General features: G+C 66.0%; 22 protein-coding genes. 13 read left to right on the top strand and 9 right to left on the bottom strand.

All coding sequences use genetic code 11. The features are described from left to right. Positions 1-18: 18 nt before the first annotated feature. Positions 19-2232 carry a TonB-dependent receptor gene (locus J2Y55_RS15500; RefSeq protein ID WP_310154808.1) on the bottom strand — a complete coding sequence of 738 codons (2214 nt, stop codon included), beginning with the start codon at positions 2230-2232 and terminating at the stop codon, positions 19-21. A gap of 672 nt (positions 2233-2904) precedes the next feature. On the opposite strand from J2Y55_RS15500, the gene J2Y55_RS15495 reads away from it, so the two are divergent. Continuing rightward, a complete protein-coding gene (locus tag J2Y55_RS15495) occupies positions 2905-3246 on the top strand; it encodes a hypothetical protein (protein ID WP_310154806.1) in 342 nt (113 codons plus the stop codon). On the opposite strand, the gene J2Y55_RS15490 is transcribed toward J2Y55_RS15495, so the two are convergent. The 5 genes from J2Y55_RS15490 to J2Y55_RS15470 form a co-directional block, all read right to left on the bottom strand. After that, positions 3219-4265, bottom strand: coding sequence for a hypothetical protein (locus J2Y55_RS15490; RefSeq protein WP_310154804.1), 1047 nt, complete (start codon positions 4263-4265; stop codon positions 3219-3221). The two genes, J2Y55_RS15495 and J2Y55_RS15490, sit on opposite strands and share 28 nt — an antisense overlap. Next, complete coding sequence (locus J2Y55_RS15485) at positions 4255-5379, bottom strand: HlyD family secretion protein (RefSeq protein ID WP_404978933.1); 1125 nt, start codon at positions 5377-5379, stop codon at positions 4255-4257. The genes J2Y55_RS15490 and J2Y55_RS15485 overlap by 11 nt, the downstream gene beginning before the upstream one ends. 136 nt (positions 5380-5515) lie before the next feature. Then, the gene (locus J2Y55_RS15480; RefSeq protein WP_310154801.1) at positions 5516-6040 is read right to left on the bottom strand and encodes a transporter suffix domain-containing protein; all 525 of its coding nucleotides are present in this window, start codon (positions 6038-6040) and stop codon (positions 5516-5518) included. A gap of 125 nt (positions 6041-6165) precedes the next feature. Beyond that, positions 6166-6609, bottom strand: a complete 444-nt coding sequence (locus J2Y55_RS15475) for a hypothetical protein (RefSeq protein WP_310154799.1) — start codon at positions 6607-6609, stop codon at positions 6166-6168. Positions 6610-6689: 80 nt separating this feature from the next. Then, on the bottom strand, positions 6690-8684 hold the full coding sequence (locus tag J2Y55_RS15470; RefSeq protein WP_310154794.1) for a mechanosensitive ion channel domain-containing protein: 1995 nt from the start codon (positions 8682-8684) through the stop codon (positions 6690-6692). A 647-nt stretch (positions 8685-9331) separates the two neighbouring features. Here J2Y55_RS15470 and J2Y55_RS15465 point away from each other — a divergent pair. After that, entirely contained in the window at positions 9332-10294 is a 963-nt protein-coding gene (locus J2Y55_RS15465; protein WP_310154790.1) for a hypothetical protein, read from the top strand. A gap of 103 nt (positions 10295-10397) precedes the next feature. On the opposite strand, the gene J2Y55_RS15460 is transcribed toward J2Y55_RS15465, so the two are convergent. Next, positions 10398-10901 (bottom strand): hypothetical protein, encoded by a 504-nt coding sequence (locus tag J2Y55_RS15460; RefSeq protein WP_310154787.1) that lies wholly within the window; start codon positions 10899-10901, stop codon positions 10398-10400. Positions 10902-11165: 264 nt separating this feature from the next. On the opposite strand from J2Y55_RS15460, the gene paoA reads away from it, so the two are divergent. The 3 genes from paoA to paoC are packed head-to-tail and all read left to right on the top strand — an operon-like array spanning position 11166 to position 14975. Further along, entirely contained in the window at positions 11166-11816 is a 651-nt protein-coding gene (gene paoA / locus J2Y55_RS15455) for an aldehyde dehydrogenase iron-sulfur subunit PaoA (protein ID WP_310154784.1), read from the top strand. Further along, a complete protein-coding gene (locus tag J2Y55_RS15450; protein WP_310154781.1) occupies positions 11813-12763 on the top strand; it encodes an FAD binding domain-containing protein in 951 nt (316 codons plus the stop codon). The genes paoA and J2Y55_RS15450 overlap by 4 nt, the downstream gene beginning before the upstream one ends. 4 nt (positions 12764-12767) lie before the next feature. Then, positions 12768-14975, top strand: coding sequence for an aldehyde oxidoreductase molybdenum-binding subunit PaoC (gene paoC, locus J2Y55_RS15445; protein ID WP_310154778.1), 2208 nt, complete (start codon positions 12768-12770; stop codon positions 14973-14975). A 158-nt stretch (positions 14976-15133) separates the two neighbouring features. On the opposite strand, the gene J2Y55_RS15440 is transcribed toward paoC, so the two are convergent. Further along, a complete protein-coding gene (locus J2Y55_RS15440) occupies positions 15134-16504 on the bottom strand; it encodes an MFS transporter (RefSeq protein ID WP_310154773.1) in 1371 nt (456 codons plus the stop codon). Between the two features lie 165 nt (positions 16505-16669). On the opposite strand from J2Y55_RS15440, the gene J2Y55_RS15435 reads away from it, so the two are divergent. Together J2Y55_RS15435 and J2Y55_RS15430 are read left to right on the top strand one after the other, a co-directional pair. Beyond that, on the top strand, positions 16670-16867 hold the full coding sequence (locus J2Y55_RS15435) for a hypothetical protein (protein WP_310154769.1): 198 nt from the start codon (positions 16670-16672) through the stop codon (positions 16865-16867). 201 nt (positions 16868-17068) lie between these two features. Next, complete coding sequence (locus tag J2Y55_RS15430; RefSeq protein WP_310154765.1) at positions 17069-18160, top strand: SGNH/GDSL hydrolase family protein; 1092 nt, start codon at positions 17069-17071, stop codon at positions 18158-18160. Between the two features lie 126 nt (positions 18161-18286). Here J2Y55_RS15430 and J2Y55_RS15425 read toward each other — a convergent pair whose 3' ends face one another. Continuing rightward, complete coding sequence (locus J2Y55_RS15425) at positions 18287-19546, bottom strand: NAD(P)/FAD-dependent oxidoreductase (protein WP_310154761.1); 1260 nt, start codon at positions 19544-19546, stop codon at positions 18287-18289. 394 nt (positions 19547-19940) lie between these two features. Between J2Y55_RS15425 and J2Y55_RS15420 the strand changes: the two genes are divergently transcribed. From J2Y55_RS15420 to J2Y55_RS15395, 6 genes are all read left to right on the top strand, one after another. Then, a complete protein-coding gene (locus tag J2Y55_RS15420; protein WP_310154758.1) occupies positions 19941-20819 on the top strand; it encodes a MurR/RpiR family transcriptional regulator in 879 nt (292 codons plus the stop codon). Positions 20820-20881: 62 nt separating this feature from the next. Beyond that, a complete protein-coding gene (locus tag J2Y55_RS15415) occupies positions 20882-22456 on the top strand; it encodes an ABC transporter substrate-binding protein (RefSeq protein WP_310154755.1) in 1575 nt (524 codons plus the stop codon). Between the two features lie 31 nt (positions 22457-22487). Then, positions 22488-23420, top strand: coding sequence for an ABC transporter permease (locus J2Y55_RS15410; protein ID WP_310154752.1), 933 nt, complete (start codon positions 22488-22490; stop codon positions 23418-23420). A 202-nt stretch (positions 23421-23622) separates the two neighbouring features. After that, positions 23623-24468, top strand: a complete 846-nt coding sequence (locus tag J2Y55_RS15405) for an ABC transporter permease (RefSeq protein WP_310154749.1) — start codon at positions 23623-23625, stop codon at positions 24466-24468. A 79-nt stretch (positions 24469-24547) separates the two neighbouring features. After that, positions 24548-26044 carry a M81 family metallopeptidase gene (locus J2Y55_RS15400; protein WP_310154746.1) on the top strand — a complete coding sequence of 499 codons (1497 nt, stop codon included), beginning with the start codon at positions 24548-24550 and terminating at the stop codon, positions 26042-26044. A gap of 184 nt (positions 26045-26228) precedes the next feature. After that, positions 26229-26402 (top strand): hypothetical protein, encoded by a 174-nt coding sequence (locus J2Y55_RS15395; RefSeq protein WP_310154743.1) that lies wholly within the window; start codon positions 26229-26231, stop codon positions 26400-26402. Positions 26403-26530 lie beyond the last annotated feature (128 nt).

Below are 26530 nucleotides of genomic sequence, written 5' to 3'. Positions count from 1 at the left end.
GAGCTTCCAAACCGGCTCTCACAGGTCGACCGCCATGGACAGCCGGAAGGTCCGCGGCGCGCCGAGATAGAAGGTCCCGAAGGAGGCGACGCTCGACCAGTATTTTTCCGCCGTGACGTTCTGGACGGAGGCTCGGAAGGTCGTCTTGCGGCCGGCGATCTCGGTGGCGTAGCGCGCCCCGATATCGAGCCGCGCCCAGTCCGGCAGGGATTGGGTGTTGGCGGCGTCGATATACTGCTTGCCGGTGTAGACCAGCGTGCCCGTCAGCGTCAGGCCCTTGAACCAGGGCACATCCCATTCGGCGCCGAGATTGAATTGGGTCGAGGGCACGCCGATCGGGTCGTTGCCGCGATTGGCGACGACTGCCGTCTTGGTCAGTTTTCCATCGAGCAAGGCGAGCCCGCCCAGGAGCCGCAGCCCGGACGCGACCTCGCCGTAAACATTGAACTCTAACCCGCGAACGCGCTGCTCGCCACCGACGACGAACAGATTGCCGTTGAGCTCGCCGCTCGGCTTGGTGATCTGAAAGCCGGCAAGCGTCGCGCCGAAGCTGCCATATTGCAGCTTCGCGCCGGCCTCGTACTGCTTCGTCCGATAGGGGGCGAAGGTCTCTCCGGCATTGCTGGCCGTGTTGGGGGCGATGTCGCCACGGCTCAGCCCTTCCACATAATTGGCATAGAGCGACAGGTTCTGGTGCGGCCGCAGGACGAGTCCGACCAGCGGGGTCGTGGCGCTCTCGTCATAGGACGAGGTGACCGCCCCATTCGTCGTCGCATAATTGGTGGATTGGACCGACTGCCTGCGGACACCGAGCGTCAGGGCGACACGCTCGTCCAGCACCGACAGCGTGTCGGCCAGAGCGACGCTCGTCAGGTCGCTGTCAGAGAGCCTGATGCGGGGCGCGCGCGTCGCGAATTGCGGTGCCGTCAGGGCCGGAGCGTAGATGTTCGAGGCGAAGGCGCGCCCAGTGGTCAGAGCCCGATCGGTCTCCTCGCGGTAGTAGGAGGCCTGGAACGTCAGCGCATGCTTGACGAAGCCAGTATCGAAACGAGCGCGGAAACCGGCGTCATAGGTCTGCCGAGCGATCGTCATGTCGAAATATTGCGGCGCCTGAGTGGTGTCGCCATTCAGATTGAGAATCGTGGGCAAGGGCGAATTGGCGAAGAAGCGGTTGACCCGCGTCCGCGAGCCTCCGGCATTGGCGAACAGCGTTACAGTGTCTGTGAGATCATATTCGTTCTTGATCAGCGCCGAAGAGTCGTCGACCTGCGAGAATTCCCAGGGCTGGATCATGTTGCGGGCGCCACCCGGCGCGTTCGGAACCGGAATGCCGGGGCTCATCCTGTAGGGGCGCGACGGCGCATCCCAGCTGTCGCGCTGGGCCAGCACATAGACCCAGCTTCGGAAACGCTCGCCCTGATAGTCCAGCGCCAGCGAGCCGATCCCCGTGGTGTTGCGCTGGTTGTCGATCGCCGTGTCGCCACCGCGCAAGCTGCCATTGACGCGCACGCCGAATTCGCGCGCCGCTCCGTAGCGCCGAGCGATGTCAAAGCTGGCGCCGCCATAGGCTTTCGAGGAAAACTCCGTTCCGACACGCGTCAGATCGGCTTCCGCGCGCTTCGGCACGATGTTGATGACCCCGCCGATGCCGCCATTGGGCGCGATACCGGACAGCGCCGCGGCGGGCCCCTTCAGCACCTCGATGCGCTCGGCATAGTCGGTGAAGACGCGGTAGTTCGGCGCCACGCCGAAGACGCCGTCGAAGGCGATCTCGCCGCTGTTGCCCTCTCCCACCGGGAAGCCGCGGATGTTGAAGGATTCGACGATGCCGCCGCTCGGATGAGAGCTGCGCACCGAGGGGTCGAGGATCAGCGCGTCGGCGACGCTCGAAGCCTGCAGATTTGCGATCAGCTCGGCCGTATAGCTCGTCATATTGAAGGGGGATTTGAGGGTCTCGGCATTGCCAAGCAGGCCAAGCCGCCCACCCTGCGCCACCTGCCCCCCGGCGAAAACCGGCGGAACCGCACCCGGCTTCGCCGGGCCGTCCACGACGATCTCGTCAAGCTGCAGCGCGCCCCCGCCCCGCTCCTGGGCCCAGGCTGCGGCTGTCGCGAGACCGAGGCCCACACTCCCCAGAAGCAGCGACGCCAGCCCTTGCGTCAGGTAGCGGTAGCGGCCTCCGCCACAGCGCGGGGCGGCGACATCTGCGGGCGGAACATCGGCAAGCTTCATGGCAGTCTCTCGGGAACAAGGCGCGCCGGGCACGCCGGCAAAGCGGCAACAATCTCGTCGCTTATCGTTCCTGAGAGTAATTTACGTCAATATACTCTGTATATTCAGAATTTGATTCAATCTTAATGTGCTGAATCGGCAACTATTACTTTATAATTATTATAATACGCTCGATCTTCACAAGAGAAGCGCTCCTGTCGGCGGTACGCGCCAGCCGATTCGACGCGCATCGCGCAGGGGAACTCAACTGCCCCGAGGCTCGATGCGCTGTCGATGTCAATTTCTGGAAGCAGGGTTCTAAAAAGCAGAGGCAGGGCGAAAGCTCAGACTGCGCAGCGGCGCAGCAGCTCCCGCGCGGCCTCGCTCTCCCGGCAGATTCACGCGCCGAGGCTTGAACCTGACTGCCCCGGCGCAGAGGTTCGCGGCGTCGAGACAGGCTCATGAGCGGCAGCTGGTCAGCCCTGGGAAAGCCGAGATTTGCGTCCCGGCTGGTGCGGCGGCATGCTGGCATGCCCATGGCTGAAACAGTCGAAGCGTCTTGGTTTTTTTGAAGCGTCCTGGATCTCTTCGAAGCGTCCTGGAATTCTTCGAAACTGATTCAATAATTCTATGTAACCATTTGTGATTATAACGAATTCTATCGCGTTGAGATCACGACTACAGGAGGCGTCGTTGCAAGAAAAATTCGCGGCGGCGCTGCTGATGCTGGCCCTGGTCGCGGCCTTGCCGGCGTCCGCCCAGGCGCCGCCGGAGGCGGGCTCGCCCCGGGCTCTCTACCAGATCGGCGCGGCCAACGAGGCGGCGTCGCGCTGCCGCGGCCTCGCGCTCGTCGAGACGGGATCGCAGGCGCAAGCCTATCGCGACAGCAAGGCTGGGGGCATCTCGTCACGGGCAATAACGATGGGCAGTGCGGACTTCGCCAAGGAGTTCTCCGCGGCTCACGCCAAAGGCCTGGAACAACGGGTCTGCGACAGATATCTGCGCCGCTACCCCTGGCTGCTGACGCGTCGCTGAACCGGCTCGCGCGACCATAGCAGCGCGGTCGCACACAACGCGTAGGCGATGGCGAGCAGCACATAGAAGACCCGCGTCGAGAACGATTCCGGCGTCGATGTCGGCAAGGGCGACAGGCCGGTTCCCAGCAGGATCAGGAATGTCGTCAGCGCCCCGCCATAGACCTTGCCCAGTGGTGACAGCATCGCGGCCCGGCCACCCAGGATGAGGCCGACCAGCAGCGTGACGAGAAACAGCAGGAGCAGCGACGGGCGGATTTCGAGGAAGGTGAACGCCAGCGAGGCGAGCACCCCGCCGAGCAGGTTGACCGCAACGAGGCCCAGCGCCGCGCGCGCGCCGCCGGCGAGATCGAGCTGGAGCAGCAGCGACGCGACGGTGATCGGGATGACGATCGCCGAGGAGAAAGCGCTGTTGGTCAGGCACAGCGTCACCGAACCCAGCAGGATGGCCGTGTTGGCCAAGGCGCGGGCGGTCGGGTTGCTCAGCGCGACGGCCTGTGGCGGCAATTTATCCGCGGCCCCAGTAGGCTCAGGCACAGCGGCATGGGCGAGCCAGGACAGCACGACGCCGCTGACGGCGCCCTGGAACAGAACCATGATCATGCTCTGGTCGAGATCGCCATGGAGCAGGTCGAGCAGCGGCACCATGACCGCGATGACCAGGGACAGGAAGATGGCCGGCCCACCCTTGCCCTGCGCCTGAACAAAAAAGCACAGGAAGAAGAACAGCCCGAGCAGGCTGAGCAGTTGCAACGGCCGGCTGCCGAACAGGCCGGCCATGACGATGAAGAATTGTCCGGCCAGCAGGATCAGCCCAACAGTTCCGATCGCCTTCGCAAGCGGCAGCGGCCTGGCGCCGCCGAGCAGGAACTGCGCGGCGAAAAGCGGGCCCAGAAACGGAATCAACGCGCCGCTTCCGATGCCGAAGCTCAGCCCGACCGAGACCGCCAGCGCGACCCGCAGCCCCATCCGCCGCTGACGGGCGATCTCCTGGCTTTGCGGGGATGCCTCAGCTGGCATAGGTCAGGACCGAGATAATCCGGATCCAGGCGGCGCCGAGCGCATTGGCGACGGGATTTTGGCCGGTATACACGACCACATTGACCTGGGAGCCGAAACGCACCCGGCTGGGCGGGTCACCGTCGAAGATCAATCGCACCGGGAAGCGCTGCGGATCGCGGATCCAGCTGCTGCTGTTGCGGATGGTGGGCAGGCCCGTGCTGGGATCGACGCTGTTTTGCGAGACCCCCCAGCCGATGCTCTCCACCTTTGCCTTGAAGACGCTGCCTGGCAGCGCGTCGATCACGATCTCGGCGCTGTCGGCCTGCGACATATGCTCCAGGCTGTTTTCCTTGAAGTTCGCCGAAATCCAGATCGAGCTCGCATCGATGAAGGTCAGGGCGGCCTGGCCCGCGCCGATGAACTGGCCGGTGGCGAGCTGAAGATTGGAGACCACGCCGGCTGCCGGCGCCACGACCGAGGTGTGCAGCAGGTTGAGGCGGGCCCGCTCGAGCTGCGCCAGGGCTCCCCGCAATTGCGGGTTGTCGGCGCCTGCCGGTCCAAGCTCCTGGCGCGCCTTCGCCAGGTCGGCCTGCGCGCCGTCGACCGCCGCACGTGCCCCCTCCAGAGCCGCGCGCGCCTCGTCGCCCTTGGCCTTGGCGGTGATGCCGCGCTGCACCAGTTCGAGCGTGCGCTGCGTCTGGGACTGCACATTCTCGAAATCGGCCCCCGCCTTGACCAGCTTCGCCTGGGCCGCCTCGACTGCGGCCGTCGAGGCGCCCAGCGTCTGGCCGATGCGCTCGACCTGCGCCTGCGCCTCCGTCACCGCAATCTCGAAAGGCCTGGCATCGATCCGGAACAGGAGCTGGCCCGCCGCGACGCGGGCATTGTCGACGACACCGACCTCGACCACGCGGCCGGAGACATCGGGCGCCATCCGCACCACATAGGCCTGAACCACCGCCTGCGCAGAGGATGGCGTCAGGCGTTCCATCGCGATCGACAGCGCAAACAGCACCGCGACGACCGCCACGACCACCAGCGCCGTCTTGCGCAAGGGGTTGCCTTTAGCCTCGCCTGCCGCAGGCGGCGGCGGCTCCTCCACCATCGGGACGCCTTGCGCCTCGGTGCTCATCGGGCTTCCTTTCGGCCGTTAGGGCCATGTCCGATCCAGTTTGATCGGACATGGCTCTAGATCATTGTTTCAACGCGGTTTCTTCACGTGAAGCGGTCGTCACTTCGCTCGCAAGCGGTCGAGCTGCTTGAACGCCCTAGCTGCTTGCGCCGCGGTCGACGACCGTGGTCGTGCGCACGAACAAGGCGCGAATCTTGTTCCAGAAATCGCCACCCAGAACGAAGAAGCTGGCGATCAGCATGAGGTCGCCGAGCGCCTGGAGCTGCCAGATATTCGGCCTCAGCCCCGGAAAGAACTGGTCGACATAGGGTTCGAGCATCGCCGTGACGAGCGGCAGGCAAAACATCACCAATCCGATGACATGGCGTGCCGGGCCAATCGGGCCGCTCGGCGCCAAACCCTTGGCATAGCCGAAGATCAGCCCCTTGAGCTGCTGGAAGCCGGCCTTGCCCATCACCGCGATGCAAGTCAGGAGCAGGACCTTGTTGGCGATGAAGATCACACCCGTCATCGCTGCGATGCGTGGCCCCGCAACGCCCATAGAGGCTGCAATCGGAATGAGCAGCCACAATGCGAAGGCGAAGATGAAGATGAAGATGCCGAGCTTGAACCGCCATCCGGCCGAAGCTGGTGCCGACGCATCCGTCGTCATGTTCGTCATGTCGAAACTCCCCCTGTTGTAACGCGTTTTCTTCACGCGAACCGGTAGCCACTTCGCTCGAAAACGCTTTGGCGACACCGAGGACGGGCGCCGCGCACGGCGCCCGTCCTCGGTGCATGATGGAGCTATTGCTTGAAGCCGATCACGACCCCGTCGGCGCCAAGCGAGATCTGGAGACCGCGCCGCTGGGTGTTGAGGCGCAAGGTCACGCCCTTGGCATTGCGCAGCCAGAGCCTGCCGCGCCCCTCGTCGCCGATCGCCCAGCCCTCGCGCAGCTGGACATAGGGACCGACGAAATCATCGACGCGCTTCAAGCCATAGACCGGCCCGCGGGCAAGCAGACGCGATGCGCCGATGCCGCCGACGCCCAGGCCCGCCACGGTGATGTCGTAGGAGCGCCCGCCGAATTTGAGAACCCCGCCGCCGATTGCGCCCGAGCCGATGAAGGCGACCTGGAGTTGGCGGATGCTGACCGAGCCAGTCGCCGGCCCGAGATTGCGTTGCTGGGCGCCGGCCGGAGCGCTCCAGAGGAAGCCGGCGATTGCTAGGGATAGTGCGGTCTTGATCATGCTCTTCTCCTCCCGTGATGGTTCGTAAAGCGGCCTTCAGCGGCCTGTTATGATTTTGATCGGCTGCGCCACATCCATCGTCACTGTCCCGCCTCCGTGGACAGGGCCAGTTCGGCCCGCGATCGGTTCTGGGCCGAGCTCGCGGCCGCGGCAGCGGCCTGATCGCCGCCTGCGCCCATCGTCTGGACCGCGACCATCGAATCCGCGAACTCGATCCCCACGGTCGGGAAGGTCGTGACCATGGTCTTCACCGCGACGCGCTGGACATAGCTCGGCTGGATCGGTTTGACGGTGAATTTGAAGCGAACCAGGATCGCATTGTCCAGGATGTCGGCGACGCCCTGCATGCGCAGCGGAGCGATGAAATCATTGGCGAATTCGGGATCCGCCTGCATCTGGTCGCCGATCTTCTTGACCGTCTTGCGCAGCTTCTCGAGATCGGTGTCGCGCTTGAAGCGGAGGTTGAATTTGACGGTCGCCCAGTCCCGGCTGAAATTGGTGATCTGGCCGAGCTGGCCGAACGGAATGGTGTGGACCTGGCCGTTCTGATGGCGCAGACGAATCGAGCGCAGCGTGAAGCCCTCGACGGATCCCTTCGCCTTGCCGCAGTCGATGTACTCGCCGATGCGGAAGGCATCGTCGCTCAGGTAGAATATCCCTGAGACGATGTCGCGGACGAGCGCCTGGCTGCCGAAGGACAAGGCCAGCCCGAACACCGACGCCCCGGCCAGAAGCGGCGCGATGTTGACCCCCATCTCCGAGAGCACGATGAGCAGGGCCAGCACACCGATCGTGATCGCAAGCACGACCCGCAACAGCGGCAGCATGGTCGCAAGGCGGGAGCCGGAACCGCCGCCGCCCTCTCCTGCCGCCGCGACGTCGTGGGCCGCAGCTGGTGTCGCGCGGGTGAAAAAATCGACCAGCTCCCAGGCCACGAAGGCGAGGAACAGCGTCACCGCCGTCGCCAGAGACGAACGGGCGAGCGTCCGCCAGCCCTGCTCGTCGACAAGCGCGAAGACATCCACGATCCAGCTTTGTGCGACGAAGACCATGATCGCGAGCAGGATGGCCGTCCGGATGCAGCGCACGACGACATCGGTGAAACCGCGAGGGGCCGGCATGGCCGCCGCATCGGCGGCGGGCTCTGCGGCCGGCTCACCCTGCATGATGTCAGGCAGGGCCGCCTGGCGTGGCCGGGTCAGGTAGCGCGCCAGCGTTTGAAACAGGATCAGCGCGATCAGCGCATTGAGCGTCAGCAGTACGGCATTGGGCACGGTGTAGCGCGCAACCACGGCGCCGTAGATCTGAGTGAGCCCGAGCGCCAGGAAAAGCGGCGCCGCGACGGTGAGCCAGTGAGCGCCCAGCCAGCCGGCCAGGCTGTTTCGGGCCGAGGCCAGCCCGGCCAGCCAGCGGCCGACGGCGATGCGCGAGCGCGCGGCCATCCAGAAGACGAAGCTCAGCACGAGGCTCGTCACCAGGATCTGGCCGGCGGCGATCGCCTCCGCCGGGGTCCCGGTCGCGAGCAGCAGGCGGATCACGATGCGCAGAGCCATGATCAGGAGGACGATCAGCGTGATGCGGCGATACAGGGCAGCGGCCTCGCCATCCTCCATTGCCGCGAGGCGGGCGCCGGCGAGGCCCGGCCGCAGCACGAAGCGGAAAGCCAGCATGTAAAGCCGCCAGGCGAAGATCCCCGCCAGGATCGCGGCCGCCAGCTTGTCCTGGCCGACGCCGCGCGAAAACCAGATCCCGATCGCGCCATAGCTGACGAGCCAGACGGCGGCGACGCCGACAAGATCGAGCGCCAGGATCGCGCCGATCGGCAGCAGCGCGGCCGGGCCGGGTGTCGCGGCCACTCTTGCACCCAGGCGCGTTCGCAGGCCGCCGAACAGCGCCGCCACGAGCCGCTCGACGGCGAGCGCCAGCGCCGCGGAGATCAACAGGAGCAGGAGAAACGCCGCCAATCCGCGGCCATCGCCGGCTTGCACGATCAGCCGGGGAAATTCCGCCAGCCGGCGGCCGAGCTCGGGGAAAGCCGCCAAAGCGGCAGCGCCTCTGTCGACGAACTGCGCCACCCGGGCTTCGAGCGGGTCCGGCGTTGCGGCCCCGGCGGGGTCCGAGGTCCCTCCTCCCGCTGCGGGCGCGGGTGCCTTCAGCTTCGCTGCGACCGACCGACCGATAGCTTCGACAAGTGCGTCGAACTGTTCCTGGCTGATCCCGGCAGGCGGAGCCGGGGTTTGGGCGAGCGCTGGAAGCGAGAGGGCGTGCAAACATAAAAACAGGCAAAATAAAGGCGCGATCGCCATAAACCTCAAAGCTGACGTAAAGGGGCGCCTGATGAAGCATTTCTGATAAGACATTGACGCACGACCATTAGTCACCGGATTATAAAAATCGCTGTAGTCAGCCTTGGCAAACAAGCCCGTAGCGCCGATATCATCCGCCATTTTATAGAGCTGAATTCAACAACGCATAGAGATATCTTCTTGTAAAGACTAATTTTGTCATCGATGACTTATAACAGAACAATTTTACATACGAAAATTATATAGCCCCAGCCTGAATTGACCGACGCCTCCTATGGGATCAAGATTAGTCGATGCGAACCGCGCCGACAAGCTTTACGACCTCTGCAAGGCCAAGTTTATGTGCAGTCACTTCATCGCATGCCCCGCTGGAGCGTTGCGGCAGGGCCGAGCCATCACTAGGGAATGCGGAGCTGATGTCCCAGGACCTCGTGTCTCCTGAACTCGCCCGCCCCGGCCGCGCGCGGCGGCCGACACCGTTCAGCTGGACGCGCCACCGGCTCCTGGTGGCGCTTGCGCTCGCATGCGCCCTTCCCGCCCCGGCCAGCCTTGCCGAAGAGCGGCCGCGCCCGGCAGCGCCCGGCCCGGAGGCGACCGCCTCGGAGGCCGAGCCGTCAGCGACAGGGCCGGTGATCTATATCGACGCCTCCGCGACAATGGCGAGGTCGCCGGGAAACAGCTTCGTCATTGGCCGGCGCGGGTTTTTCTCGATCACGGGCAGCTCCAGCAAGTCCCTCTCCATCGATGCCCCGCTGACCATCGACATCACCGATGATCTGAGCCTCTATGCGGGCTTCGATTTCGCCAGTTCCAAGACGGCTTCCACGCCATGGTCGCAGCTGGCGCTGGGCAGCTTCACCACCGGTTTCGACTATACCTTCCTCGATCAGGCCGGGTTTCTCCCCGAGCTTTCGGTCTCCGGCTCGGTCTCCCGCCCTGTCAGAATTCCCGCCGGATCAGCCCTGACGACGACCTGGTCAGGCGGGATCGATGCGGATTTTTCCTTCGACGAGGCGGGACATCGCGGCCTCATCGCCGGTCTCGCGCTCACCTATGTCACGGTCAATTTCGGGCTGGGCCAGCTTCAGCCGCTCTATGGCGGCTATGTCGGGGCCTACCATCAATGGGAATCCGGCTGGAAGCTGACGGGAAAGGCCGGCTATGCCAGCTTTGGCGGCGGCAGTCTCGGCACGGTCATTCGCGCCACACCGGCCCGACAGGTCTTTGCGGTCGTGGAGTTCGAAAAATACGATGCCGCCGACAACAAGATGTTCGGCGTCGGGCTGGCCGGAGCGCTGTCGCGGAGCACGACCGGCAAGACCAGCACCTCCATCCAGCTCGTGCTCTCCGTACCGCTTTACCTGACGCGAAAGCACTGAGTTTCGGCCAGAGGTCGCGGGAAACCCGCAACCGGGCCCTGCAGACAGCGCGCCGGCCGGTCGCATTGGTTCCAGATCCGCGGCTTTTCAAGCCTGCTTCTTTTCAACTCTGCTTGGGCGGCTCCGGCTTCGGCGGCTCCTCGATGGCTTTGCCAAGCCGGTCGAGCTCGAGCGAATAGCAGAACAGGGCAAACAGCACCCAGAGCACGATGAAGCCCCTGGCCAGGCCCTGGTCGAGCGAGGGCAGTGCGGCGAGCTCGGGCAGATGCCGGAAGAACAGCACCGAGAACACCGCGCCGCCAAAGAAGAAACTGGCGCGGCCGGCAAACTGGACGAGATGACCGAGAAAGGGGTTGTGGACCGGCGTAGCGACCGCGACCCAGCGATAGCGCGCCCAATAGGCACAATGCAGGGTCAACGTCGCCAGCACGATTTCCAGCTCGACGAGGCGGCTCACCTGCTGCGGTTCGCCTATCCGCGTGATCATCTGGCGAAACAGCGGAAACATCACCCAGAATAGCACCGTCGCCGCCGCCGTCTGGACAGCCAGGAGGCCAAGATAGGCGGCGTCCTTCCGGAGAGCCGCAAGGGTCGCGCGACGGGGCATGCCCGATGGTGCAGAGCCGCACCGCTCATGGCAAGTCTGATCATGGCAAGTCTGGCTAGGGCGAGTCCGACGCCGGATTGATGAGCCTGTCTCATAAAGCCAATCGGCCCTCCTTCTGGAACGCTTCCAAACTCTGAGCAGTTAGGAGGACAGGCATCCGCGAAGCGCGGCATCGCGACGGCGTGCCCTCCATGGGGCGAGTTCTCCATGGCGGTCGCCGGTCAGCGCGAGGTCGCTGCGAGCGTCGGTTATTCCGGAGTGAGCATGAATTTACCCACCGATCTGGCGGCGACGCGCCGCGACGTGTTGGTCGCCACCGCAGCCGCGGTCGCAACGACATCATCCGCCTCGCGGCTCGCCGCACAAACCCCGCCGGAGACTGGCTCTGCCAGCCCGGGGCCCGTCATCTTGCCCGTTTCATTCGAGGTCAACGGCGGGCAACGCGAACTCAATCTCGATGCGCGAACGACGCTGCTCGACGCGCTGCGGGAAAATCTTCGCCTGAACGGCACGAAGAAGGGCTGCGATCACGGCCAGTGCGGCGCCTGCACCGTCCTCGTCGAGGGCCGGCGCATCAATTCCTGCCTGACGCTCGCCGTCATGCACCAGGGCGAGCGCATCACTACGATCGAAGGCCTCGGCACGCCCGACGACCTGCACCCGATGCAGGCCGCCTTCGTCAGGCATGACGGCTTTCAGTGCGGCTACTGCACGCCAGGCCAGATCTGCTCGGCGGTCGGCGTTCTCGAAGAGATCAAGGCCGGCATCCCCAGCCATGTCAGCGCCGACCTGACCGCGCTTCCCGAAGGATCGCAAGCCGAGATCCGGGAGCGCATGAGCGGCAACATCTGCCGCTGCGGCGCCTATTCCAACATCGTCGACGCCATCACCGAAGTGTCCGGGAGGAAGGCATGAAATCCTTCACCTATGAGCGCGCCGCCACGCCGGCGCAGGCTGCGTCAGCCGCCGCCCGAAATCCGGATGCGCGCTTCATCGCCGGCGGAACCAACCTGCTCGACCTGATGAAGCTGGAGATCGAGACCCCGCGCCACCTGATCGACGTCAACGACCTGGCGCTCGACACCATCGAGCCGACGCAGGACGGCGGCCTGAGGATCGGCGCCCTCGTGCGCAACACCGATCTCGCGGCCGATGCGCGCATCCGGCGCGATTACGGCCTGCTGTCGCGCGCGCTTCTGGCCGGCGCTTCGGGCCAGCTCCGCAACAAGGCGACGACGGCCGGCAACCTGCTGCAGCGCACCCGCTGCCCCTATTTCTACGACACCAACCAGCCCTGCAACAAACGGCAGCCCGGCACCGGCTGCTCGGCGCTGGGCGGTTTCAGCCGGTCTCTGGCGGTGGTGGGCGCAAGCGAGGCCTGCATCGCCACCCATCCCAGCGACATGGCGGTGGCGATGCGGGCGCTGGACGCGCAGGTCGAGACGGTGAGGCCCGATGGCGAGACGCGCAGCCTGCCGATCGCCGAATTCTACCGGGCGCCGGGCGAGACACCCCACCTTGAAACCACCCTCGCCGCGGGAGAACTGATCACGGCGGTGACCCTGCCCAGACCGGTCGGCGGCAAGCATGTCTATCGCAAGGTGCGCGACCGCGCTTCCTATGCATTCGCGCTGATTTCGGTCGGCGCGATCGTGCAGCGTGACGGCACCGGGCGCGTTGCCCTGGGCGGCGTCGCCCACAAGCCGTGGCGGATCGAGGCGGCGGAGACCCAATTGCCTGAAGGCGCCAGGGCCGTGACGGAGCGCCTGCTGGCGAATGCCAGAACCACCCACGACAATGCCTTAAAGCTCCCGCTGGTCGAGCGCACGCTCGCCGCCGTGCTTGTCGAAGCGAGGGCCTGAAGCCATGAAATTCGACACACAAGCCACCACCAACCCTATCGACAGGCTCGCGGTCATCGGGCAGCCGCTGGACCGGATCGACGGACCGCGCAAGGTGACCGGCACGGCCCGCTACGCCTATGAGCAGCACGATGTCGCACCGAACCAGGCCTATGGCCATGTCGTCGGCGCGGCCATCGCCAAGGGTCGGATCACCGGAATGGACCTTGCCGCCGCGCGGCAGGCTCCAGGCGTATTGACCATCGTCACGGCGCAGAGCGCCGGCAAGCTCGACAAGGGCAGGTACAATACGGCCAAGCTGCTGGGCGGCCCGGAGATCCAGCACTACCATCAGGCGGTGGCTCTCGTCGTCGCCGAGACCTTCGAGCAGGCCCGCGCTGCCGCGCAACTGGTCAAAGTGCATTACGCGGACGCGAAGGGCAGCTTCGATCTCGCAGCCGTCATGGACAGCGCGCCCGACGCCCCGGCGGATGGGGAGACACCGACCCAGACCGCCACCGGCGACTTCGCGGGCGCCTTCGCCGCCGCGCCGGTGAAGCTCGACCAGAGCTATTCGACGCCCGATCAGGCTCACGCGATGATGGAGCCGCACGCCTCCATCGCCCGCTGGGAGGGCGACAAGCTGACGCTGTGGACCTCGAACCAGATGATCGCCTGGAGTACGGGCGACATGGCCAGGACGCTGGGCATTCCCAGGGAGAATATCCGGTTGATCTCGCCCTTCATCGGCGGCGGCTTCGGCGGCAAGCTTTTCAACCGCGCCGACGCGCTGCTGGCGGCGCTGGGGGCGCGCGCCGCCGGGCGGCCGGTCAAGGTCGCCCTGACGCGGCCGATGATGTTCAACAACACCACCCACCGTCCCGCCACGATCCAGCGCATTCGCATTGGCGCGACGCCCGACGGCAAGATCACCGCGATCGGGCATGAGAGCTGGTCCGGGGACCTGAAGGATGGCGGGCCGGAGCTCGCGACGCAGCAAACGCGCCTGCTCTATGCCGGCGCCAACCGGATGACCTCGCTGAAGCTTGCGGTCCTTGATCTGCCCGAGGGCAATGCGATGCGCGCACCGGGTGAGGCGCCGGGTCTGATGGCGCTGGAGATCGCCATGGACGAGATGGCGGAGACACTCGGCCTGGACCCGATCGAGTTCCGCATTCGCAACGACACCCAGGTCGATCCGGAGAAGCCGCAGCGGCCGTTTTCGCAGCGCCGCCTGGTCGAGTGCCTGCGCCTGGGCGCCGAACGCTTCGGCTGGGACAAGCGCTCGGCGACGCCGGCTACGGTCCGGGACGGCAAATGGCTCGTCGGCATCGGCGTCGCCTCCGCCTTCCGCAACAATCTCGTCATGAAATCGGGCGCGCGGGTCCGGCTCGATCGCGACGGCATCATTACGGTTCAATCCGACATGACCGACATCGGCACCGGCAGCTACACCATCATCGCCCAGACGGCCGCGGAAATGATGGGCCTGACCATCGACAAGGTGAAGGTCGAACTCGGCGACTCGACCTTCCCTGTCTCGGCCGGTTCCGGCGGCCAGTGGGGCGCAAACTCGGCGACCGCGGGCGTCTACGCGGCCTGCGTCAAACTGCGCGAGGCCGTGCTGCAAAAGCTCGGAATCAACACGGCCGATGCGGTGTTCGAGGATGGCGCCGTGAGGTCGGGCAACCGCGCCGTCCCGCTGGCACTGGCCGCGCGTGAGGCCGACATCACCGTCGAGGACACCATCGAGTTCGGCGACCTCGACAAGACGCACCAGCAATCGACCTTCGGCGGCCATTTCGTCGAGGTCGGCGTGGACGCCGCCACCGGCGAGGTCCGGCTCCGGCGCATGCTCGCCGTCTGCGCGGCAGGGCGCATCCTCAACCCCAAATCCGCCCGCAGCCAGGTCATCGGCGCGATGACGATGGGCGCGGGCGCGGCCCTGATGGAGGATCTCGTCATCGACAGGCGCCGCGGCTTCTTCGTCAATCACGACCTGGCCGGCTACGAGGTTCCCGTCCACGCCGACATCCCCCACCAGGATGTCGTCTTCCTCGATGAAACCGACCCGATGTCGTCACCGATGAAAGCCAAGGGCGTCGGCGAACTCGGCATCTGCGGCGTTGGCGCGGCGGTCGCCAACGCGGTCTACAATGCCACCGGCGTGCGCGTGCGCCATTATCCGATCACCTTGGACAAGCTGCTCGACAGGCTGCCATCGGTGAGCTGAGACGCAGGATCGGTTCAGCAGCTGAACGGCTCCTGAAGGCTGCGACGATCAGCGCCGGCATGCCGGCGGCGGGCCGAGCCTTCAGGGCGGCGAGAGCCTGCATGTGGAGGCCTGCCGAAATCCTATCGCCCATTCCATGATAACCGCCGCACCCAGATTCAGCCCGTCCGCTCCGGCCACTCCTGGTGGAGATCGTCGATGACGAAGGCATGCGCGTGGCCGTTGTCGTCGATGCCTGCGAGGTGGGGATGATCAGCGGGCAGGTCGTCATGGCTGTGGGCGATGTCGCCGATCTCATCGGACGGCCAGACACGCCTGGCGACGACCACCGAGGCCAGCGTGAGCAGCGCGAAGAGGCCGAAGGTCAGGGAGGCGGGCAATGCCGCGCCGAGCCATCCAGCCAGTGGATAGGTGATCAGCCAGCAGGCATGGGACAATGCGAACTGGGCGGCGAAGACGGCCGGGCGATCGGCGGCATGGGCGGAGCGGCGGAGCAGCCTGCCGGAGGGCGTCTGGACGGCCGAATAGCCCAGGCCGAGCAAAAGCCATGTCGCCAGCAGCCCCGGCCAGAGGCTGGCGCTCGCAACTGTCGTCGCGGCCGAGACGGCGATGCCGTCGACCGCGAGCAGGAACGCGGCCGCGATCAGCAGCACGCAGCCGAGATAGATCGCAGCCATGAACATGACCCGTCGATCGGCAAGCTTCTCCAGCAGGCGTGGCAAGGTCAGCGCAGCGATCATCGAACCGCCGCCGAAGCAGGCCAGCGCGAGCGCGACCTGGCCGTCGCCGAGCCCGAGGCGGCCCTTCACGAACACGACCGTGTTGACGATCACCATCGCGCCGCCGGTGGCGGCCGCCATGTCGAGCGCTAGCAGGCCACGCAGGCGCGGCGTGGCCAGATAGATCCGCATGCCGCGCGTGGTCTTGTCGTAGATGCCGCCCGCCCGTGCCGTAGCCGGCGAGACCGGCAGCGTCACCGAGAGCACCAGCGCAGCGGAGGCGAGAAACCCCACGACCGTGCCGGAGAACAGCCAATGATAGTTGATCAGCGTCAGCAGCGCGGCTGCCAGCATCGGACTGGTCAGGCTCTCCAGATCATAGGACAGCCGGGAGAGGGAGAGCGCCTTGGTGTAGTCGTTCTCGTCGGGCAGCACGTCGGGGATGGTCGCCTGGAAGGTCGGCGTGAAGGCGGCCGAGGCCGACTGCAGCAGGAAGATCAGGACGTAGATCTGCCAGATCTCGGTGATGAAGGGCAGCAGCAGGGCGATGGCCGCCCGGACCAGGTCCATCGCGATCAGGAAGGCCTTGCGCGGCAGCTGTGCCGCAAAAGCCCCCACGACCGGCGCGACGGTGACATAGGCGACCATCTTGATCGCCAGCGCGGTGCCCAGAACCGTGCCCGCCTTGTCGCCGGCGAGGTTGAAGGCGAGCAGCCCGAGCGCGACGGTCAGCAGCCCTGTGCCGAGCAGCGCGATGATCTGCGCGAGAAAGAGGCGACCATATGTGCGGTTGGCCAAAACGGCGAGCATGAGATCAATCTTGCCTGATATCGGGTCGGGAATGCTGCGGGGTCAGAGGTACTTGGTGATCGCCTTGATGGCCTTCGGCCCGTTTCAGGCGCCTGGCTATGTCGGGATGGCTGGCGTGGACATGCGGTTCCGACATCGCTGTATCGTATCCCCCTGGATAGGATATTGTCAAAGCGGAAGCCGGCGGGCGGCCCCAAGGAGAAGAGCTGCAAGGCCGGCCGCGGCGTGGCTGGCGACGAAGGCGTGCTGACCGCCGAAGGCGATTGCGCTCATGGCCGGTTCTGGCGCAACCACGGCAGCAAGGATGTTACGATCCGGCTGAAGACCAATGGAGTCTATAGCGAGATCAAACGCATGGTCTGACGACCTCGACGCGGGGCCGGCCGGTCGCCTGGCGCTCCAGCCGGTCCCTTCACCCGGGAGAAGCCGACGATCACCCCACCTATATGAGAGAGGTCGCACCGGTCGAGCCGCATGCGTTCGATGCCGAGCTGCAACCGGGCGCATCAGGAAGTTCGGGGGACACTCCATGCAAAATAGCGGAATCTGGGAGCGCTCAGGCCGATGAAAGCCGCCCTGGCTCGCCTCTGGTTGAGGTGCGCGCTTGGCGCGATGACCGGGCTCGCTGCTTTGGGTCTAGCCATGCTGGTCGCGTGGCACAGCGGCACCCCAGCCGACACTTCGCCTCCGACCAGGATTGCACTCGCGGTGCTGGGTGATTCCAGCAGCCATTCCTATCAGGATAGCCTGAGCTTCCCGCCGGGCTCCGCCGACCGGGGCGGGGCGTTTCACGCCCGCACCTTCCAGTGGATCGAAGTGCTGGCGCGACTGCGCGGCAATGAGCTCAATCCCGGACCCTGGGTACGTTGGGGACAGCCCAGCCAAATGGCCTGGCTGCGCGATCTCATCGGGCTGCATGCCGGCCGGACGCCAAGGAAGGAGGATTACCTCTATAATTTCGCAAATTCCGGCGCCACCTGCAGGAATCTGATGGGCGGTCCGCTACACCGCTATCCCCAGGCGCCGCGGCTGGTGGAGCTGATGGACCATGACCCGGGGCGCTGGCGCAACGGCATCGTCGTCATCCGGATCGGCAATAACGACTCATCGGCAGTGATCGATGACCAGGCGCGCGATCCCAAGGCGCCTGAGGTCCTTGCTGCGGCGGCGTATTGCGTGGAACAGATCGCGGCTGCCATACGCTTGATCCATGCCGCTCATCCCAAGACCCGCATCCTGCTGGTGGGCACGGATAATGAGGTGAGTGACCCGACGATCGACAAACGTCATTCCACTGCGGCCATCGCCAATATTCAAACCGCCTTCGACGACTTCAACGCCCAACTGCGTGGGCTGACCAGCGCCGACGCACGCATCGCCTTCTTCGATCTCGGAGCCTGGTTTGACGGCCTCTGGGGCAGACGCGGCCCCGACGGCACTCCGGCATTCAAGACCGTCACCATCGGCGGAAAGCTGCGAGTCACCAACACGATCGGGGACGAGCCCACTCATGCGGAGCTGGCGGATCATCACGGTGGTCTTGTCTGGAATGCGCTATGGGCACAATCGCTTGTCATGCGCCTGCGCGAGGCCTTCGATCTGCCTTTGACACCGATCAGCGATGAGGAGGTGGCACGATTCGTCACCGCCCGGTGAGCAGGTCAGCAATCAGTTCCTGCCATGACGGTGGGCGTGGTCGCGCTCGCCGCTTGCTGATTGTCCGTGCTCTCCGACTTTGGCGCTCGATTGCGATGTCGGACCTGTCCTCGCCTTGACCCTCCCCTAGAAGCGATCGGCCGCGAAGGGCTTGAGGTCGCAGAAGGCCGGCGCGCCGGTCATCGCTTCCGCCAGGAGCCGCCCGGTGGCTGGGCCCAGGGTGAAGCCGTGATGGGCGTGGCCGAAGGCGAACCACAGGCCGCTATGCCGGGCAGCCCGGCCGATGACCGGAAGCATGTCGGGCAGGCAGGGGCGCGCGCCGCGCCAGGGCTGCGCATCCAGGCGCGGGCCCAGCGGCATGATCTCGCGCGCGACGTTTTCCGCCTGGTCGAGCTGCCAGTTGTCCGAGGGCTCGTCGCGGCCGGCAAGCTCGATGCCGGTGGTCAGGCGAATGCCGCGCTGCATCGCGCTCAGCACGAAACCGGCTTGGGCGTCGCAGAGCGGGTGCCGCGGCGCAGCCTCATTCACGGCTGCGTAGTGCATGTGGTAGCCGCGCTTGAAGGCGAGCGGGAAGCGATAGCCGAGGCGCTGGTAAAGATCGCCCGACCAGGGCCCGAGCGCGACGACGACCTCGGGCGCCCGCCAGTCTCCGGCCTCGCTCGGCAGGCGCCATTGCGCACCCTCCTGGCGCAGCGCCAGCGCGTCCGCCTTCACCAGTGTGCCGCCGCGCGCGACGAACAGCCCGGCATAGGCGCGCGTCACCGCGCCGGGATCGCTGACGGTGACCGGGTCGCGCCAGTGCAAGGCGCCGGCAACGGTGCCGGGCAGCAGAGCGGGCTCCAGGGCGCGCAGGGTCTCAAGGTCCAGCACATCATAGGTGAGCCCGTAGCCGTGCAAGCCCGCCGCGGCGGAAACCGCCTGCTCGAGCGTGCGCGGGCTGCGGTAGAGCTCGATCCAGCCCTCGCCGCGCATCAGAGCCTGCGTGCCGGCGGCCGCCGTCCAGCGCTGGTGCTCATCGATGCTGCGTTCGATCAGCGGCAGGATGGCGCGCCCCTGCCGCTCGAGCCGGCCGGGCGCCGAATTCCACCAGTAGCGCGCCAGCCACGGCGCCATCCGCAAGAGCGTCGCCGGCCGGTAGCGCACGGCGATGGAGCGGTTCGAGGCGAAGGCGGCAAGCGTCGCGAAATCGCGCGGGAAGGCGTAGGGCACGACGGAGGAGCGCTCGATCAGCCCGGCATTGCCATGGCTGGTTTGCCCTCCCGGTTCGCCGCGATCGACCAGCAGGACGCTGCGGCCGCGCTCCTGCAGATGCAGGGCCGCGCTGACGCCGATGATGCCGGCCCCGAGCACGATCACGTCAGCCTGGCGTAGCTGAACCTGTCGCATTCCGGCCTGCCCCGTTTGCGCCTGTTCTGTTGCAGTCGTCATCGCGTCGGGCAAACCCGTCTCCCTATCGACCGATACCGGGCAGCGGCCTAGAGCCCGCTTGGAAAGGTGAGCCCTCATCCTGAGGAGCCATTCCGCGAGGAATGGCGTCTCGAAGGATGCTCCAGGAGGCTCCAGTGCGGGCTGGAGCATCCTTCGAGACGCCGCTTCGCGGCTCCTCAGGATGAGGGCTCAGGATATTTCCAAACAGTCTCATAGGGCGCGCGACCTGGGGCATTGCTGCCTGTGGCCTTACCCCAGACGAGCCTCAAACCGCCATGATTTGCAAGAAAATAAAAATCCTTTGACAGCGTGATAGAAAAATTTCTTGATTGCGACATCGCCGGGAGCACCGATGTCGCAGACACTCCGCCAGAGATTGCAGGCCTGCCTCGCTGGGGGCTCCCGCGCCGACAAGGCGCTGGCGAGCTACATGCTGGCGCGGATGTCGAGCTTGCCCTTCGAGACGGCGGCGAGCCTGGCCGAGAAGGTTTCGTTGAGCGAGCCGACGGTCGGGCGCTTCTGCCGGACGCTGGGCTACAGGAGCCTGAAGGATCTCAAGGCGAGCCTGGCCGATGAGATCGGCGACAGCCCCTGGCTGATCAGCGACCGGCTGCGCGATTTCCAGCAGCGCAGCCGCGCTGGCGACGACCAGCTCGCACGCAGCCTCGAGCTCGAGATCGCCGGCCTCGTCAGGCTCTATGAGCTTGCCCAGAGCGAGGAGTGGAAGCGCGTGGCGCGCCGCCTCGCCAGCGCACCCACAGTCTACATCACCGGCTTCCAGACCGAACGCGGCCTGGCGCAATACCTCGCCAACCAGCTCCAGTATCTGCGCGACGGCGTGCATCTGGTCGACCTCGCCGCCGGCAATTTCTCCGAGCTCCTGCTCCCGGACGAGCCCGGGCGCTGCCTGGTGATCTTCGAGGCGCGGCGCTATTCGCGCATGGCCAAGGTGCTGGCGCGCGAAGCGAAGGCTGCCGGCATCGCCACCACGCTCGTCACCGATTCCTTCTGCGACTGGGGGCGCGGGCTGGTCGACGAGATGCTGGTCGTCTCGACCGAGTTCAACCTGTTCTGGGACTCGACCGCCCAGATGGCGAGCCTGAGCAACCTCATGATCAACGCCGTCTTCGTCGAGCTCGGCCCGCAGGTCGAGCCGCGGCTGAACCGGATGGCGGAACTCTACGGCCGCTTCACCGGCCATGTCGGCGACAATACGGGCCCGCTCGACTGAGGGGCCTACCTTCCATGCCTGCGCAGCATCTCACGACAAAAAGGGGAAACGGGATGAAGACGATGATGACACGCAGCCTGCTGGCCTTGAGCCTCGCGGGCTTGAGCCTCACCGGGCTCACCGCAACCGGCGCGCAGGCGCAGGAGGCGACCTTCGTGATGACCGCGCGCCTCGTCGGCGCGCCGACCTACAACCCGACCAAGGCGACCAAGCTCAATACGGCGACGACGCTGATCTTCGACCGTCTCGTCGTGCAGGACGCCGACCAGAGCTTCCATGGCCAGCTCGCCTCCTCCTGGGAGGCCAGCCCCGACGGCATGCAATGGACCTTCAAGCTGAAGCCCGGCGTCAAGTTCCACAATGGCGAGCCGTTCAACGCTCGCACGATCGAATGGTGGGTGCCGCAATTCAAGGGCACCGAGAACGCCTTCACCGTGGAGGCGATCGAGCGTGTCGAGGTCGTCGACGATCTGACCGTGCGCTTCCACATGAAGCACCCCGACCCGAACCTGCTGTTCAACCTCGCCACATCCTTCATGTGCATTCCCGAGCCGAAATCCTACACGGCGCTCGGCGACAAATTCGGCGTGACCGAGGCCATCGGCACCGGCCCCTACAAGATGCAGCAGTTCAGCGTCGGCCAGCAGACCGTGCTGGTGCGCAATGACGACTATGCCTGGGCTTCCGACCTCTCGGCCAATCGCGGGCCGGCCAAGTTCAAGAAGCTGACCTTCCGCGAAATCGCCGAGGAATCGACCGCCTATCTCGAATTGAAGACCGGCGGCGCCGACATGCTGGTCAATGTCCCCACCGACTTCCTGCCGCGCATCCAGGCCGACAAGGCGGTGAAGCTCGTCACTCTTCCCGGCAATGAGCTGGTCTATATGCCGATCAACACCAGCGTCGAGCCGTTCACCGACGTCAAGCTGCGCGAGGCGACCGCGTTCGCCGTCAACCAGAAGGAGATCCTGACCAGCCTCTATGGCGGCAATGGCGCGGCGGCGGACACCTTCCTGATCTCCTCGCTGAAAGAGTCGCAGGTCGAGCCGAAATACAAGATCTCCTATGATCCGGAGCGCTCGAAGAAGCTGTTCGACGCAGCCGGCTGGAAGGCCGGTCCCGACGGCATCCGTGTCAAGGACGGCAAGCGCCTCGAGGTCAAGCTCTGGACACAGAACGGAACCGAGTTCAAGCGCCTCGTCGAGATCGTCCAGGCCCAGCTCAAGGCTGTCGGCATGCAGGCCGATATCAGCATCATCGATGCCGGCTCGATCAACGCGCAGTACCGCAAGAAGACCGAGCACCAGCTCGCGATCCGCTCCTATCAATGGACCAATGCCGACATCGTCGACTGGTTCTTCGCGGCCAAGCGCGCCGGCTACCCCAATGTCTCGATGTTCAACGACCCGGAAGCGGAGCGGCTGAACGACATCGCCATGAACAAGTCCAAGACCTGGGAGGAGCGCGTCGCGAACTTCACCCGCTATCATGAATATGTGCTGTCGCAGTACGCCTTCGCGCCGATCTACCAGCCGGCGCAGAGCCTGGCCTATGGCAAGCGCATCGTCCTGCCCCAGGTGATCCGCGGCACCGGGCTCTATGGGCCGACCATGCTCGATATCGCCCCGGCGAATTGAGCCCGGCCAGGGTCGCGGAGGGGAGAGCGCCTTGCTGCAATTCGCGATCCGGCGGCTCGCCATGCTGGTGCCGGTGTTCCTCGCCGTCTCGCTGGTGATCTTCATGATCATCCATCTCGTGCCGGGCGATCCGCTGGAGCATCTGATCCAGGTCGGCTCCTCGCCCGAGCAGCGGGCGCAGATGATCGCCCGCTACGGCCTCGACCAGCCGCTGCTCGTGCAGTACGGGCGCTGGCTCGCCAAGGTCGTCACGGGCGATCTCGGCGACGCCATCGTGATGCGCCAGCCGGTCGCACGGCTGATCGCGGAGAACATGCCGCACAGCCTGGCGCTCGGCGGTGCGGCGCTGATCTTCTCCACCACTGTGGGGATCGTCACCGGCGTGCTTGCCGCCTCCTTCCGCGACAGTCTGTTCGACCGGGCGGTGATGGGCTTCATCCTGCTCGGCTCGACGCTGCCGAGCTTCTGGCTGGCGCTGCTGATGATCCTGATGTTCGCCGTGCAGTTCGAATGGTTCCCGGTCTCCGGCGCGCGCAGCTGGGACGCGCTGGTCCTGCCGGCGCTGACCATCGGTATCGGCGGCACGGCGCTGATCGCCCGCGTCACCCGCGCCGCGATGATCGAGATCGCCGGCCGCGATTTCGTGCGCGTGCTCCACGCCAAGGGGCTGCCCTTCTGGCGCATCCAGCTGCGCCATGTGCTCCAGCACGCGATGCTGCCGGTGATGACGATCCTGGGCCTGCGCATCGGCTGGATCCTCGGCGGCGCCGTCACCGTCGAATATGTCTTCGCCCGGCCAGGCCTCGGCTCGCTGCTGATCACCGCGCTGGGCCAGCGCGACTATCCGCTGGTGCAGGGCTGCCTGTTGATGCTCGCAATCGCGGTGATGCTCGGCACGCTGCTTGGCGATCTCGCCCAGGCGGCGCTCGATCCGCGCCTGCGCGAAGCCATGGGTGCAAGATGAACCGGACCGAGAGCCCGCTTGGACGTTTCCTGAGCCCTCATCCTGAGGAGCGCTCCGCAGAGCTGCGTCTCGAAGGATGCTCCAGGAGGCTCCCGAACCATCTGGCGCATCCTTCGAGACGCCGCTGCGCGGCTCCTCAGGATGAGGGCTGGAGGTTCCAGACGGGCTCCAAGACGAACCGGTGCAAGATGGGCCGTCCACGATGAGCCGTTCGTCGCTGCCCGCCCGCCTCGCCCGCTCGCCGCGCGGCGCCATCTGCGCATTGTTCCTGATCGCGCTCGTCTTCTGCGCGATCTTCGCGCCCTGGATCGCGCCTTACGACTATGCGGCCCAGCAACTCTCGATCGCCAACACGCCGCCCTCTCCAGCGCATTGGCTCGGCACCGACGAATTCGGGCGCGACCTGCTCTCGCGCATCATCCAGGGCGCGCGCACCTCGCTCAGCGTCAGCGTGCTGTCGATCGCGCTGTCGGTTCTCGCTGGAGCGACGCTTGGCGCCGCCGCCGGCTATTTCGGTGGCCTGTTCGACCGGGCCGTGACCGTCATCGTCGACCTGACCTGGTCCTTCCCCGAGATCCTGCTGGCACTGATCCTGATCGCGATCCTGGGACCGGGGCTGCATTCCACCGCGATCGCCATCGCGATCGCCTATCTCGCCCAGTTCACCCGATTGACGCGGGCGCAGGTGATGTCGCTCAAGGGCGAGCTCTTCGTCGATGCGGCGGTGGCGGCCGGTGCCCATCCCGGCCGCGTGCTCTTCCGCCATCTCCTGCCCAATGCGATGACCCCTGTCATCGTCGCCGGCATGCTGGCGACGGGTGACGCCATCGTGCTCGAGGCGACGCTGGGCTTCTTCGGGCTCGGCGCGCAGCCGCCGGTGCCAAGCTGGGGCGCGATGATGAGCTCCGGCACGGCGCAGATCTTCATCGCGCCCTGGATCATCATCTTTCCCGGCCTCGTCATCGCCACCACCGTGATCGCCATCAACCTGTTCGGGGACGCGCTGATCGAGGCGCTCGATATCCGCGCCTCGCTGCGCGACGGCTGACGCGCGACGCCATCCAAACAGAACCGCATCCAAGCCAAACCCATCCGAGACACGCAAAAAGAGACCGCAGGGAAACGCCATGAGCTTCACCGTGCTGACCGCCGAGTTCTCGCATGAGAGCAACACCTTCAGCCGCTGCCCGGCCGATTACGCCGCCTTCACGGATCGCGGCATCAGGCTCGGCCACGCCGCCATCACGGAGCGCGGTGAGGCCAATACGCCGATTGCCGGCTTCCTCGATATCGGCCGCCCCGCCGGCTGGCGGGTGGTCCATGCGATCAGCGCCGCTGCCCAGCCCTCCGGCCCGGTGACGGGCGATGCCTTCGACCGCATCGCCGATGTCATCGTCGACGCAGCCAAGGTCCATGCCGGGACGATCGACGGCGTGCTGCTCGGCCTGCATGGCGCGATGGTGACGGAGTTCTGCGAGGATGGCGAAGGCGAATTGCTCAAGCGGCTGCGCGCCGTGCTCGGCCCCAAAGTGCCGATCGGCGTCACGCTCGACCCCCATGCCAATGTCACCCGGGCGATGACGGAGCTCGCCGACATCGTCGTCTCCTACAAGACCTATCCGCATGTCGATGTCCGCGAGACCGGGCGGCTGGCGGCGGGCATCCTGCAGCGCGCCATGGCGGGCGAGATCAGGCCGGTGACGCTGCGCGCCGAGCGGCCGATGCTGGAGGAGGTCAATGGCGGGCGCACCGATATCGGCCCGATGGTCGCGCGCATCGCCAAGGCGAAGGCCTATGAGCAGGAGCCGGGCGTCTTCGCCGTCAGCGTCAATGGCGGTTTCGGCAATGCCGATATCGCCGAGGTCGGCCCGACCGTGCTGGTCACCTGCGAGGGCGATCTCGATCGTCATCGCGGCTTCGCCGAGGCGCTGGTCGACGACATGTGGCAGCGCCGCTTCGAGATGGTGACGCCCTTCCTCACGGTGGCGGACGCCGTCGCGGAGGCTGCCGCCTATGTCGCGACATCGGGCCCGCTGATTATCGCCGACTACGCCGACAATCCCGGCGGCGGCGGCTATGGCGACGCCACCGGGCTTTTGCAGGCCATGATCGAGGCCGACCTGAAAGATGCCTGCTTCGGCCCGATCGTCGATCCTGAAGCCGCGGCCGAACTGCACCGGGCTCAGCCGGGCACGACGGTCTCGGTCAGGCTCGGCGGCAAGGTCGACCCCGAGATCGGTGGTGGGCCGCTTGCCCTCACCGGCACGCTCGTCAGCCTGAGCGCGGGCGACTATATCGGCGACGGTCCGATGCTCGGCGGCCTGCATGCGAGCTGGGGGCCCTGCGCCGTGCTGCGCGTCGGCGATATCGAGATCCTGGTCACCACGATCCGGGCGCAGATGAACGACCTGCAGCAATTCCGCGCCTTCGGCATCGATCCCGCGGCCAAGCGCGTGGTGGCGCTGAAGTCGATGCAGCATTTCCGGGCCGCCTTCGAGCCGATCGCCGGCAAGGTCATCGTCTGCGACAGCGGCGCGCTGTGCACGCCGGACCTGACGAAACTGCCCTATCGCCGCGCCCGCCGGCCGATCTTCCCGCTCGATCGCGATTGTGCCGCGCGATGAATGACGGCCGGGTAGCGGCCGCCCGCGCCAACCGGCCCAAAGGCTCAGGGCGCTCGAACAGTGGCGCCCGATCGGCAGGGTTGACCGGTGTCCCGCCCCGCCCCGTATCTGCGTCCATCGGGTCCGCGAGCGATACCCCGAAAGCCGCAACATCAGCGGCGCGACCAATGCTTTCGTCCGGGTGATGCTGCTGCCGGCGTCGCTTGCCGGCGGCCAGAGTTCGTTCATTCCGGCCAATCCGGACGAAGCCACCAAACCGTGCGCAGTCAAGCTGGAGCTGCTCGGCGAATACCAGCTTGCGGGAAAGGCCGACACCGCGAATTCCGCAGGGCGCAAGCAAATCTCCAGCCCGCAATAATCGCCGATTCTTCGGCACAAAATTCAGCCGTTCTGCCATCCGCCTTGTAGTAGCCTCGCGCGGCTGGGGCTGCCGAGCCATTGCGGATGACGGCCTTCAGAGCATGGGCCCGAAAAGTGGAATCCGGT

Source organism: Allobosea sp. BE125, from assembly GCF_031456075.1.
Classification (GTDB): Bacteria; Pseudomonadota; Alphaproteobacteria; order Rhizobiales; family Beijerinckiaceae; genus Allobosea.
This window is presented reverse-complemented; position numbering and strand designations above follow the sequence as displayed.

What these genes read in the sequence shown, in the direction of transcription:
- J2Y55_RS15460 (WP_310154787.1), bottom strand. Translation starts at nt 10,901, where the DNA reads ATGCCCCGTCGCGCGACCCTTGCGGCTCTCCGGAAGGACGCCGCCTAT.
- J2Y55_RS15425 (WP_310154761.1), bottom strand. Translation starts at nt 19,546, where the DNA reads ATGCGACAGGTTCAGCTACGCCAGGCTGACGTGATCGTGCTCGGGGCC.
- J2Y55_RS15430 (WP_310154765.1), top strand. Translation starts at nt 17,069, where the DNA reads ATGAAAGCCGCCCTGGCTCGCCTCTGGTTGAGGTGCGCGCTTGGCGCG.
- J2Y55_RS15420 (WP_310154758.1), top strand. Translation starts at nt 19,941, where the DNA reads ATGTCGCAGACACTCCGCCAGAGATTGCAGGCCTGCCTCGCTGGGGGC.
- J2Y55_RS15400 (WP_310154746.1), top strand. Translation starts at nt 24,548, where the DNA reads ATGAGCTTCACCGTGCTGACCGCCGAGTTCTCGCATGAGAGCAACACC.
- J2Y55_RS15395 (WP_310154743.1), top strand. Translation starts at nt 26,229, where the DNA reads ATGCTGCTGCCGGCGTCGCTTGCCGGCGGCCAGAGTTCGTTCATTCCG.
- J2Y55_RS15415 (WP_310154755.1), top strand. Translation starts at nt 20,882, where the DNA reads ATGATGACACGCAGCCTGCTGGCCTTGAGCCTCGCGGGCTTGAGCCTC.
- J2Y55_RS15405 (WP_310154749.1), top strand. Translation starts at nt 23,623, where the DNA reads ATGAGCCGTTCGTCGCTGCCCGCCCGCCTCGCCCGCTCGCCGCGCGGC.
- J2Y55_RS15485 (WP_404978933.1), bottom strand. Translation starts at nt 5,379, where the DNA reads ATGAGCACCGAGGCGCAAGGCGTCCCGATGGTGGAGGAGCCGCCGCCG.
- J2Y55_RS15480 (WP_310154801.1), bottom strand. Translation starts at nt 6,040, where the DNA reads ATGACGAACATGACGACGGATGCGTCGGCACCAGCTTCGGCCGGATGG.
- J2Y55_RS15440 (WP_310154773.1), bottom strand. Translation starts at nt 16,504, where the DNA reads ATGCTCGCCGTTTTGGCCAACCGCACATATGGTCGCCTCTTTCTCGCG.
- paoC (WP_310154778.1), top strand. Translation starts at nt 12,768, where the DNA reads ATGAAATTCGACACACAAGCCACCACCAACCCTATCGACAGGCTCGCG.
- J2Y55_RS15490 (WP_310154804.1), bottom strand. Translation starts at nt 4,265, where the DNA reads ATGCCAGCTGAGGCATCCCCGCAAAGCCAGGAGATCGCCCGTCAGCGG.
- J2Y55_RS15465 (WP_310154790.1), top strand. Translation starts at nt 9,332, where the DNA reads ATGTCCCAGGACCTCGTGTCTCCTGAACTCGCCCGCCCCGGCCGCGCG.
- J2Y55_RS15450 (WP_310154781.1), top strand. Translation starts at nt 11,813, where the DNA reads ATGAAATCCTTCACCTATGAGCGCGCCGCCACGCCGGCGCAGGCTGCG.
- J2Y55_RS15500 (WP_310154808.1), bottom strand. Translation starts at nt 2,232, where the DNA reads ATGAAGCTTGCCGATGTTCCGCCCGCAGATGTCGCCGCCCCGCGCTGT.
- J2Y55_RS15475 (WP_310154799.1), bottom strand. Translation starts at nt 6,609, where the DNA reads ATGATCAAGACCGCACTATCCCTAGCAATCGCCGGCTTCCTCTGGAGC.
- paoA (WP_310154784.1), top strand. Translation starts at nt 11,166, where the DNA reads ATGAATTTACCCACCGATCTGGCGGCGACGCGCCGCGACGTGTTGGTC.